11 protein-coding genes are annotated in these 10,982 nt (G+C 39.0%); 3 read left to right on the plus strand and 8 right to left on the minus strand.

The window, feature by feature from the left end; translation table 11 throughout:
- The first annotated feature begins 7 nt into the window (after positions 1-7).
- The 3 genes from HWQ58_RS05110 (at position 8) to HWQ58_RS05120 (ending at position 1,901) form a co-directional block, all read left to right on the plus strand.
- Positions 8-532, plus strand: a complete 525-nt coding sequence (locus tag HWQ58_RS05110) for a DUF2085 domain-containing protein (protein ID WP_292858609.1) — start codon at positions 8-10, stop codon at positions 530-532.
- 652 nt (positions 533-1,184) lie between these two features.
- Complete coding sequence (locus HWQ58_RS05115; protein WP_292858611.1) at positions 1,185-1,493, plus strand: hypothetical protein; 309 nt, start codon at positions 1,185-1,187, stop codon at positions 1,491-1,493.
- Positions 1,494-1,505: 12 nt separating this feature from the next.
- Complete coding sequence (locus HWQ58_RS05120; RefSeq protein ID WP_292858614.1) at positions 1,506-1,901, plus strand: hypothetical protein; 396 nt, start codon at positions 1,506-1,508, stop codon at positions 1,899-1,901.
- Positions 1,902-1,904: 3 nt separating this feature from the next.
- Here HWQ58_RS05120 and HWQ58_RS05125 read toward each other — a convergent pair whose 3' ends face one another.
- The 8 genes from HWQ58_RS05125 to HWQ58_RS05160 all read right to left on the minus strand — a co-directional run bounded on the left by HWQ58_RS05125 (position 1,905) and on the right by HWQ58_RS05160 (position 10,738).
- Positions 1,905-2,171, minus strand: coding sequence for a hypothetical protein (locus HWQ58_RS05125; RefSeq protein WP_292858616.1), 267 nt, complete (start codon positions 2,169-2,171; stop codon positions 1,905-1,907).
- Positions 2,172-2,258: 87 nt separating this feature from the next.
- Positions 2,259-3,542 (minus strand): glycosyltransferase, encoded by a 1,284-nt coding sequence (locus tag HWQ58_RS05130; protein ID WP_292858619.1) that lies wholly within the window; start codon positions 3,540-3,542, stop codon positions 2,259-2,261.
- A gap of 410 nt (positions 3,543-3,952) precedes the next feature.
- The gene (locus tag HWQ58_RS05135; protein WP_292858622.1) at positions 3,953-5,212 is read right to left on the minus strand and encodes a glycosyltransferase family 2 protein; all 1,260 of its coding nucleotides are present in this window, start codon (positions 5,210-5,212) and stop codon (positions 3,953-3,955) included.
- Positions 5,213-5,341: 129 nt separating this feature from the next.
- Complete coding sequence (locus tag HWQ58_RS05140) at positions 5,342-5,809, minus strand: DUF2141 domain-containing protein (RefSeq protein WP_292858776.1); 468 nt, start codon at positions 5,807-5,809, stop codon at positions 5,342-5,344.
- Between the two features lie 78 nt (positions 5,810-5,887).
- Positions 5,888-6,871, minus strand: a complete 984-nt coding sequence (locus HWQ58_RS05145) for a glycosyltransferase family 2 protein (protein ID WP_292858625.1) — start codon at positions 6,869-6,871, stop codon at positions 5,888-5,890.
- 200 nt (positions 6,872-7,071) lie between these two features.
- Positions 7,072-8,076 carry an NAD(P)-dependent oxidoreductase gene (locus HWQ58_RS05150; protein ID WP_292858628.1) on the minus strand — a complete coding sequence of 335 codons (1,005 nt, stop codon included), beginning with the start codon at positions 8,074-8,076 and terminating at the stop codon, positions 7,072-7,074.
- A 207-nt stretch (positions 8,077-8,283) separates the two neighbouring features.
- Positions 8,284-9,462 carry an ABC transporter permease DevC gene (gene devC / locus HWQ58_RS05155; protein ID WP_104905320.1) on the minus strand — a complete coding sequence of 393 codons (1,179 nt, stop codon included), beginning with the start codon at positions 9,460-9,462 and terminating at the stop codon, positions 8,284-8,286.
- Between the two features lie 67 nt (positions 9,463-9,529).
- Positions 9,530-10,738: an ABC exporter membrane fusion protein gene (locus tag HWQ58_RS05160; RefSeq protein ID WP_292858634.1), complete on the minus strand. Its 1,209-nt coding sequence runs from the start codon at positions 10,736-10,738 to the stop codon at positions 9,530-9,532.
- Positions 10,739-10,982 lie beyond the last annotated feature (244 nt).

Consider the following 10,982-nt stretch of genomic DNA (forward strand, 5'->3'; position numbering starts at 1 on the left):
AAGGGAAATGACAAGAGTAGCTTTCAGTGATGAGTTGCAGATTAATTGGGTCAGTTTTATAGCTGATTTCTTGTTGGTAGGGATGGTTTTTGGCCCGCCTATCGCTCCCTTTTTGGCTGCGTCTGGGGTGTCTTTGCTTCCTGGGATTGCGGACATCATTTATTTCATGGGTAATCATGTCTGTCCGCAACCAGAGATGGGGTTAGATTTAGCACCACCGTTTATTATGGCTGTGTGTATGCGTTGCTATGGCACTGTCACGGGTTTGCTGATTACTCGTCTGCTGTATGGCGTAACTGGTGGTAAGGGATTTTACTGGTTAAGTCAGTATGGCGGGAGTGGTGTGGCGATCGCAAGTGTGCTGATGATGGCTTATCCTTTGGAATTGGCAGCACAGATTTTTGGTTTGTGGAGTTTTAATAACTATCTGGTTACGCCTTTTGGGTTAATTACAGGTTTAGCGTGGGGATTGTTTACTATGCCAATCTTGCATGGATGGCATGGTGCTAAGACTAGCTTGACCCAATTGTAGATTTTATCGTGCAACTTTATAGAGTGGATTAATTTTTGTCGGTCAATGCAATGGCATTGTAAGCCAAAACAATCGCATTGTCAGTCGATGCAATGGCATTGTGAATCGAAACAATTGCATTGTAAGTTGATGCAATTGCATTGTGAACCGAAACAATCGCATTGCAGCAGGTTGCGTTTAAATAGCACAGCGATGCAAATACAAAAATGCAAGAGGATAATAAAAGCAGTCCACCTTGGTTTTAGCTTGCGTTAACCTTAGCTAAGGTGGTGAAGAAGATAAAAGCTGTTTACGGACGCGCTCGCTTGCGTTATGGATGGAAGAAAAAAGTCAAATCCTTTTCCCTTCTACCTTCTGCCTCTTGCCTCCTGCCTTGTTTCTTAAATAAGCGATCGCTACCAACCAATAATTGCTAAACCTGGTACTTTTGGAAATTCCCGATCCGCCGTTACTAAGTTCGCAGTTAGTTTAGATTTATCTCCAAATATATACAAGAAGCTGACTAACCTCGCTAACCGTACTGGTCGAAGGAAATCAGAAATTCTGATAATCCTTTTAGAGCAAGCATTTGAAGAGATTAATATTGAGTAATTAAGTAACTGAGTTACTTAATTCAAATAAATTGTGCTTCTACTATACCAGTATTAATTTCATGGAAGCTTTACCCGATAATTGGGCAGATATTCAACCTGATACTGTATATCTTTCAACCAGTGGTCTGCTAGTTTCATTTGCCAGTGAACAAATCAAGCTGGGATTAAAATATGATCGGAAAGGGAAACATTTAAAAGCCATTGAGAAAGGGCAAGTGCCCCCTCGCGGTAATGTTGGGTTGGTGGCTTCCCAAGAATCAGGCTACGATTTGAAATCTAAAGTCTTAGGTAAAGGTGGCGACCGCCGATTTCATGCAAAATTCATTGATGGTAGATTACACTTCCCTGGTTTGGTAACAGAACATTAAACCCACATAACTATGACAAGATTAGAATTAAAAAATCATCAAGTCTGGAGAGATTTAACTGAAATATTAGAAAATTTAGATGCCAATATTTTTGTTCAAGAACATCTTAACCAATGTGATTATAAAGTATGCGGTTACTGGGATGAACAAGATGAATATTATGAAACAATTACGTTGCCTCGTACCCTAAAAGCCAAATTAGTTAGCAGTTCTATTGGTATTACTCACCAAGAACGTTTTTTACAACTAAAATTTTTCCTTATAGTTGATGTAGTTGATACCACAGGAATACCAAATAATAACACTCAAAAGATTGGTGAATTAGTTCTTATTTATGATGAAAATATAGAATTTGTTGATGAGAATTGGTTTTTAGATGTCGATTCTTCAATGCTTGAAATAAGTTGAACTTCACTCATGACTTGCATCGATTTCTGGACAGAATTCGTTGTGTCGTAAGATTCGGATCATCTTTCGCCCAGGATGTTTGAACAACACATCAAACTCACTATTGGGCATTCTCAAGTTTTCAGGAATAAGATAGGTTTGGATTGGTTTTGTTAGGACTAACCCATGCCCAGGAAATAGAATAATGGTAATTTCACCAGCACATAGACATCCTAAAACTCGTGCAGGGACACGCACATAAAAATACGAACTGTCTTCTTTATGGTGCATATCACGATATTGTAAGCATCAGCTAGTAATGTGCTATAACTATTTAGCGATCGCCAGTACTTAAGATACTAGCGATCGCCATATTTCTTATCGCTGTGGTCTTATACTGGTTGTACCTACTTCCACCTTCTGCGCTCCTTCAACGATTTGGTAAAGTTTGTGTTCAAATTTCTGCATACACGCTGACCAATCAAAGTCAAGTATGGAAGGGCGAGCGTGTCTAGTCATATCTGCTTTCAAACCGGGATTTTCCAGAATCGCAATTACCTTTTGGGCGAAATCTGTAGGATTGTTCGGTTGGGCGAGGAAACCGTTACGACCAGGAAATACCTGTTCTGAGGTTGACGGAGCAACAACCGCAACCAGAGGGGTTCCAGACGCTAATGCTTCGTTATTTGTCGTGCAGAAGTTCTCGGTAACGGAGGGATTGACAAAAATATCTGCTCTAGCAAACCAACCTAGAAGTTCAGTACCATGAGATTCACCCCATACAGTAATACCCGCTCCAAACTTTTTAGCACGCTCACGGATCTCTTCATCTAGCGGGCCACTACCAACAATCACCAGATGGACATCAGGAATTTTGGCAGCTATGACTGGAAAGATATCAAGTAATTGGTTGACATTCTTTTCGGGGGTAATGCGTCCGACAAACAAAAGAGTTGGTCGGTTATCATTGGGAATTGGATCGTAACAGATGTTTCGCGGGTGAAATTTTTCGCAATCGATGCCTTGATAAGCGACGTATTCAGCACGTTGGCATTTGAGTTCTTCGTATTTAGTCAGTTGTTCTTTAGAAGAGAAGTAATTGAAGTCATAAGACTCGCTAAATTGCTTGACTAAAACGGGAACGATCGGACGAACAAAATTGAAGAACCGATCTCCAAAGTAATATTTGATATACGCAACGATATCTGTATGGAAGAGTGATATTATTGGTGTGCCTGTTCGTTTTGCGTATTGAGTGCCGATAGGGCGACCATAACCTTGCAAGAAAAATGAGTATAAACCTCTCATTTGTGCTGCTTCTTCAACCACGATAATATCAGGCTGGAATTTCTCCAGCAACTTGGTATCGCTCCAATGTCGATAGTTCAACGGTTGAGGAAGAGACTTGTAGAATACTAGTGGTTCTGTAGGGAATGCGTAAGCAGAAAAATTAGGGAAAGATTGAATTTCTTCTAAACCGGGCATGGGGCGATCGCCAACATTTTTGGGGTAGCGATCGTTGATTTGGGGATGGATTAGAAAAACCTCATGTCCCTGCTCTAGCAACCAACGAACTCGTTGGTGAACTGCAACGGAAACACCAGTCAAGAAAGGAGCGTACAACCCTGTAAACAGTGCAATGCGAAGTTTTTGCTTAGTCATAATAAAGGGGAATATTTCACAAAATTGCTGATTTTTAACTTAGGATTTACGCAGCAAATGTTTGATGAACATCCTGATTATTTGGCTCAGAAATTCCCGTTAATACAGTTAGACTAAGGATTTACGCATTGTCAAATAGCTGAAATTGTCGATTTGAAAGCGGATGTTTATAAACTAGGATTGAAATTATCAAAACATCCAAAATGCTAAGTCAAAATTCCCCTTAATACATTTGTCTAAACCCTTGCCATTAATGCAAATCCATTTTGGTATTCAACAAGTAAAAACGTATCTTTTTACAAGGGTTATAGCTAACATAGTTCTACTAAATATAAGATAATACAATTTGAAGACTAGGGAATGTTTAGTGTAATAACTTTCATGCCCTAGTTGATATTTAGCGATTTAATTCAAAGAGAAACCTTGCTATTAATCGGCTGATCCAACCATTGATAAGGGCGATATTCCACCAGATGGACATTCCAAGGCCCTTTAACCCGATAGCTGACACCGCGCCAGGAGACTGTTGATGTCCACAGGGATGATAGCATCGCTAACCCATAAACCCACTGTGTCAACGGAATCCCAATCAACATTTTGATGATTGTAGCAGCTGATAATTTGGCGATCGCTTGGTTATTAGAGCGAACCATTCGCTGTATCTCTAATTCCAACACCAGCATTATCAAGAGTAATCCGACAGTGTAGACTCCATAGCAGACTAACAACAGAGCCGCAGCTTCCCATTTTGCCTCTAACAACGATTCTAGAACTAAAATAATCAGTAGAGTCGGAAACAAAATGCTAGAAACAGCTTCACTAACAAGAGCCAACCAACGGGGATGATACAGTCGAGAAAAAAGGATAAGGCGCTTGAGATAGTCTATTAAGTTGAATAAATCAGTCTCTTCACGATTGACTATTAGCAGCGAAGGCACAAACTTTACCTGAAAACCATGTTTTTTCAGGATATTGTGCATCATAAAATCTTCGCCTAAAGCTTGTCCCCACTTATCTAGCAGTTCTGTTTGGCGAAGTACTTCTGTTTTCACAGCCAAAGTTCCACCCCAAGGAATCTGGAAGATAAACATTTGCACTACTGTGGACACATTGCCGACGTACCGCACTAAAGAACCCCAATACCTGCCTGTCGGTACATACCAACGATTGCCAGTTGTTGCCCCGATTTTCGCATCGCCTAGAGGACTGACTAATTCTCGCAGCCAATTCAAATGAACTATAGTATCAGCATCTACTAAAGCAACTACCTTATAAGAATCGTCCAACTCACGGATAGCTTGGATTAAAGAACTGCATTTGAGACTACAATTGTTGCGTACTATTCTCAAAGGGCTGATTTGAACATTAGTCGCTTCTTGCTCAGTGATGGTTTCACTAGCAATTTTCCAAGCCGGATCTTCGTGACTATCAACAATTAATTTTAAATCATACTGTGGATAGTTTTGATTTAGGAGCGATCGCAAACATCTAGGCAAAAACGGATCGGCTCCGCGTAAGCAAAGAATTACTGCTGTTTTGGGCAACTGGTCATCTGGTAATAAGTTTTTTTTAGACGAGCGCAGATACCATATAAAGACAAGCGTGAAACACACCTGAATAACCAGCCAACCCATCAAAGACTTAGACAGAAATATTGCCAAATCTTCCATTAAATTTTTAGTCTCCGACAGAATAAGGGATTGGGCATTAAAAAGTAAAAAGTAAAAAGTAAAAAGGCAAAAGATTCTTTTCTATTTACTTTTGCCTTTTACCTTTTAACTTCCTCTCCCCAGTTGCCTTTACGAATCAAGCGAATATTTCATAATGATGTTAACTGTTGTATTTTTGTTTACAACAAAACTGGCATCGCGAAACTTTGGTGTACCTGTTTGTATGGATACAGTTGGATTTTTAGAAATCCCAAAACCTTCTTTGGGAATACCGAAAAAGTCTTTATTGAGTTTGCGATCGCCATTTTGATCGTCAACCACAGCGACAGCATAAGTTCCAGGTTTCAAACCGGAGAATTCTTTTTTTACAGAACTGCCATTAATCTTAGCGCAGCCACTTTGAGCTTCACTACTACTACTCATAGGAAATCCTTTTTCATTTGCATAAACTCGGAAGCAAATCTCACCTTTTTGGTGATGTATTCCATTTACCACAACACTTAGTGTTGCAGTTGGCTCTGCATTCACTGTTTTAGCAAAGCTGATGCTCACTAAAGTAGCAAGCAAAACATGAGATAGTTGAGATAGTTTCAGCATAATTTTGTAGTCAAAAGAGATGATTTTGGAGTTGATAGAAAGCTGCATTAGTCAGCTTTTATTTGTGACCTGATTCTTTCAAAAAATGACTTCCTCTTTTTTAATTGATACTGGTTTCCAAGCTTTCCAAAGTTTTTGCAACGCTATTAGCAAATCTTTCAGCAAAAGATGTTCTGTTCCTTTTAACTGCTGATATAGACTTATATGACAACACAGCCGCTCATATAAACTCAGGGGACAACACCAGATGGAGAATATATACTCCCAAATCATTCTCCAATGTGGGAATAAAATTTTTCCTTTCTTTGCTGAATCAAACCAGACTGTATACCCATAAAAATCAGGCAGCATACTCAAGAATGATTTTTGATTTTTATTTGTTAACAACAAATAATTGGGAAAAAACATACTCATTGATTGTTGCGGATGACTTCTGAAGAAAAACAGGTATTCAGGGATTTCATAAAACCTACCGAGAATACCAAGTCTTAACAAGAGAATTCCATCTGCATTACCATAACCACCCATAGGCGGTATCTTTTTCAAAGCACTAGCACGAATTACCCCGTAACATTGATAACATAAGTGCTTGGTCAGCAATTCGTGAAAACGCTCGTGTGGTTTTAGTGCATCTGCCTTGACTTTGATATCGTAATTTTGAAGAAAATTCCCCTGTTCATCAATGAAATATGCCTGGGAGTGACACAAGATTATGGTAGGATCTTGGTCAAGTACGTCAACACACTTCTTGATAAAATCTGGAGAATGTAGATCGTCATAGGCTGCCCATTTAAAATACTCACCTGAAGACAGTTTCAAGACGCGATCAAAGTTACCAGCACAACCGATGTTCTTGTCATTGCGGTAGTAACAAATACGCTGGTCTTGCTCGGCATAAACTCTACAGATTTCCTCAGTTTTATCTGTAGACGCATTATCTGAAATAATTAGTTCAAAATCTTCAAAGGTCTGAGCCAAGAGTGAATCTATGGCTTCTTTGAGAAATTTTTCACCATTATATACAGGTAGTCCGATGCTCAATCGTGGCTGATTGTTACTCATAGAAAACAAGTATTCGGAAAATCTGTGGATTATTTTTTGCTTAATCGTAGTTAGGTAAATGCAACATAAAAATTCAGAATTCAGAATCCAGTAGGTTGGGTTGAGGAACGAAACCCAACATCATCAAGGTTTTGTTGGATTTCGCTGTCACTCAATCCAACCTACTATTCTAATTTTTATAACTTCTTACTCCCAAAGAACTATTTCATCAAGCTTTGAATATCTGTTTTTTGCAGCCATTCATGTGTTTGCTGCATACCTAATTCTAGGTCAACTGCTGGTTTGTAATTTAACAGATTTTGGGCTTTGACAATGGAACAAGCGTAAGGACGAGTCATAAAATCTATAGACTCTGGTAGAATATCAACTTTTTTCCGAAAAAGTTTTTGTCCTTGAACGCGTAGCTTTAGAAACAATTTGATTTCATCTTTCGATAATGAAAGGGGTGCTTGTAAATCTTCCATTGCTGCTAAACGCATAAAATACTCTTTCCACGAAGTTTCTTGTCCATCAGTGATATTAAATATTTCACTGTAAATTTCTTTTTCTATTCCAAGAAAGATGCCATCAATCAGGTTATCTATATATACATGATTGATTACTCCTTTAGCATCATTGGCGCAAGCAAATAATTTTTGTCGCATCATCAGAATTGGTCTGACTATCCAGGAAATACTTCCTGGGCCGTAAACATCTCCAGCTCGAATAATGATGATGCCAAAATCTGGAGGATTATTCAGTTCTAAAATTGCGGTTTCAGCTTCTATTTTAGTTTGACAGTAGGGATTATTTTCGCCAGAGAGTGGCCCAGATTCTGTAACACCATCAGGATAATTGAAACCATAAACCATTACACTGGATAGATGCACAAATGTTTTGACACCAGCCTGTTTAGCGGCTTTAGCCATATTAATAGTACCGCCAACATTCACATCACGAAAATGCTTAATTGCACCAGTTTCTTCGGCAATTTGCTCTGTATGTAAAACGATATCTACTCCCTGACAAGCCTTTTGAGCAATAGTAGAATCGGTGATACTACCAATAGTTACCTCTACACCCAAATTTTGTAACTGTTTGTTCTGTGCTGTAGAAGTTTGTAGTCCGCGAACCTTCATCCCTTGCGCTATGGCTAACTCGGCTGTACGCAAACCGACAAATTCATTAATCCCAGTAATTAGGAGAGTTTTGTCTTTGAGGTTCATAAAATCGAAATTATTGTTAAATAGGTGAATTTGAGTTTTTAGATAAAAGACTTGAAGTAACACCAAATTGGAGTTTTGGTAAATACTTTTAATCTAAAATCTAAAATTGGTATAAGAAGAAATTTTCTGTAGGGAGGCTGCACTAATACCTAGCTATCAGTCTATATCGTGGCAAAATAAATTGATTACTTTACTGCTAGTCATCATTTAGAAAATATCTCCTGGATCTGCAGAGCGGAGTTTGTTGATAGCAAGCGCTCCTGATGTTATACACATTAAAACTGTTGAAGTTAAAACAATTACCGCATTATTAGTGGTCATAATTATTGGCAGCTTAGTTGCTTCCGCTGCAAAACTATATAACAAGACAGAAGTAATAAATCCTGGGATATAACCTAAGATTGCCAAAATCAAAGCTTGCTGAAATACCACATTTAATAAATAGCTATTGGCATAACCTATGGCTTTTAAAGTGGCATAAGCAACGAACTGTGTAGCAATATTGCTGTAAAGAATTTGATAAACAATAACTACACCAACAACCGCAGCCATTGTTAACATCAAGTTAAGAATAAAACCAATGGGTGTTCTGACAGCCCAATATTTTTTTTCAAAATCAATGAAGCCTTGACGCGTAAAAACTTGGACATCATTAGGCAAACTTGCTTGTAAATTTTTCAGTACTGTTTCTGCATTAGTACCAGGTTTGAGGGAAATCAAACCAATATCTATCATCTCTGCTGGACGAGTATTAGGATTTATCCTCAAGAAAGTTGAGTCACTAACAAGTAAATTACCATCTACCCCAAAGGAAGGCCCTAACGTGAATAAGCCACCAATTCTCACTCGATAACCAATTAATGAATTGAAGGGAAATATTTCAATTGTCTGTGCAGTATCTCCCGCATTAAATTTTTCAGCTATTGGGCCAAACTCTGGGCGAGAACCCCGGTCAAAAAGCATAACATCGGGAGTTTTAAGTTTATCTAAATTTTTCTCAACTTCTGGGATGTTCATCACAGGTTTACCTGGATCGAAACCAATAACATATATTGAATATTTCTCACTAGTTGCTGGATTTTTCAGTTTGGCAAATTGCAAATACATGGGGCTAACTGACTCTACGCCATCAAACCCCAAAGATTGGTACAAACGAGTCCGTGAAAAACTTTGATTTGAGGTCAAAGATTTATATTGCGAACTAACTAAAAATAAATCTCCTTTGAGATTCTGATGGACTGCGGTTGCACTAGAATAGAGGGCATCTTGAAAACCAAGTTGCACAAACATTAGCAGCACAATAAAACCAATACCGGCTACAGCTACTAATAAACGAACTTTTTGCTGGGCTAGCTGTAGCCATGCTAAAGGAATTTTGAAAATCATGGATTTATTTATTATTTGTCATTTGTCATTTGTCATTGGTCATTTGTGAATGACATATATCCTATGACTAAATATGAATGGCGACATCCACTTGTAAGTTAGTTAAACGAGCGACCTTTTGACTATCTGCGGGATTATCGATGGAGATTTTTACTTCAACTATTCTGCGGTCTGTATCGGAACCAGGGTTTAGGCTAAAGATGTTTTGCTTGTCAACTTGCCAACCAATCTCTTTTACAGTTCCTTTTATTGTTCCAGTAAATGCAGTGCTGTTAATGGTGGCTTTTTGTCCTACACGCACTTTTTGAACATCGGTTTGATACACCTCTGCAATCACATACATTTGAGATGTTTTACCTATCTCAGCAAATCCTTTGTTGGTACTGATGACTTCTCCGGTTTTGGCGTGAATTTTCAAAATTTTGCCATTTATGGGAGATTTGATGTAACTTAAATCCAAGTCGGCTTTTGCTTGTTGAACAGAAGTTGTTGCACTGTTAACTTCAGTTTGTGCTACCTGAACATCTACACTACGCACTTCACTAATACTGGTGAGTTGCGCTTGTGCTTGCTTGCGTTGTTCTTGAAATATATCTTGAGTCCGCTTGAGGGTGGCTTGAGCTTCTGTTAGTTGTTGTTGTGTAGTCTTTAGTTGCAAAGCTTTGGTATCTGCTACAGAAGCCGCGATCGCACCTCGTTTATATAATTGCTGATAGCGATCGTTCTCAGCTTCAGCGTTGTCTACTTCCGCCTGGATGCGGTCGATTGTCGCCTGTTGTGTCGCAACATCCCCTTTATATTGTGGCTCTAAACGGGCGATCGCAGCCTTTTGAGCATCGACATCACCCGTTTTAGCTCCAGATTTCACCTGCGCTAGTTTAGCTTTGGCAACTTGGAGTTGGTCTATAGCCTGTTGTAATGCCGTTCTAGAACGACCATAATTTTCGAGATAGGCCAATAATTGCCCTGCTTTAACCGCATCTCCTTCTTTCACCAACAGTCTATCTACTCGCACCCCATTATTAGAAGCAGGAGCAGTTAAAGAAGTAATTTCGCCTTCTGGCTCCAAACGTCCCAAGGCAGTCACAGCAACTTTCGCAGGCGTGGCAGCTTTGGGAGGGTTTGCTGGCGCTGTCACAACTTTCGCTTTAGACCAATAGGGTGTCAAACTATAGAAAGCGATTAATCCAGCCGCTAAGGTGAGAGAAGCTGCTAAAATTACTTGCGAGCGGCCTACGGGTTTTGTGAGTAATCGACTTTCTTTATTTACTGCCATATTTTCATTCCAATTCTGCTTTTTTAGGGAATATCCTGGTTATATTTAGTCGATTAGAATAGACTCATACCAATTCAAAATTCACGCATTCAAAATTCACGCATTAAGAAAGCCAGACAGAACAAAGGTTTGGGAGTATGTATCTGTCGCATTCTTTTTTAAAATTGGTATCATCCGCAAATTACCAAGAGGGCTTTTCCTCTGGGTTTTCTACCTTAAATCAAGTGGATGGGTCTAAATTGGT

It is taken from the genome of Nostoc sp. LPT (assembly GCF_017115165.1).
Lineage (GTDB): Bacteria > Cyanobacteriota > Cyanobacteriia > Cyanobacteriales > Nostocaceae > Nostoc.

Coding starts and splice junctions, on each gene's coding strand:
- HWQ58_RS05110 (WP_292858609.1), top strand. CDS start 8: ATGACAAGAGTAGCTTTCAGTGATGAGTTGCAGATTAATTGGGTCAGT.
- HWQ58_RS05115 (WP_292858611.1), top strand. CDS start 1,185: ATGGAAGCTTTACCCGATAATTGGGCAGATATTCAACCTGATACTGTA.
- HWQ58_RS05120 (WP_292858614.1), top strand. CDS start 1,506: ATGACAAGATTAGAATTAAAAAATCATCAAGTCTGGAGAGATTTAACT.
- HWQ58_RS05125 (WP_292858616.1), bottom strand. CDS start 2,171: ATGCACCATAAAGAAGACAGTTCGTATTTTTATGTGCGTGTCCCTGCA.
- HWQ58_RS05130 (WP_292858619.1), bottom strand. CDS start 3,542: ATGACTAAGCAAAAACTTCGCATTGCACTGTTTACAGGGTTGTACGCT.
- HWQ58_RS05135 (WP_292858622.1), bottom strand. CDS start 5,212: ATGGAAGATTTGGCAATATTTCTGTCTAAGTCTTTGATGGGTTGGCTG.
- HWQ58_RS05140 (WP_292858776.1), bottom strand. CDS start 5,809: ATGCTGAAACTATCTCAACTATCTCATGTTTTGCTTGCTACTTTAGTG.
- HWQ58_RS05145 (WP_292858625.1), bottom strand. CDS start 6,871: ATGAGTAACAATCAGCCACGATTGAGCATCGGACTACCTGTATATAAT.
- HWQ58_RS05150 (WP_292858628.1), bottom strand. CDS start 8,076: ATGAACCTCAAAGACAAAACTCTCCTAATTACTGGGATTAATGAATTT.
- devC (WP_104905320.1), bottom strand. CDS start 9,462: ATGATTTTCAAAATTCCTTTAGCATGGCTACAGCTAGCCCAGCAAAAA.
- HWQ58_RS05160 (WP_292858634.1), bottom strand. CDS start 10,738: ATGGCAGTAAATAAAGAAAGTCGATTACTCACAAAACCCGTAGGCCGC.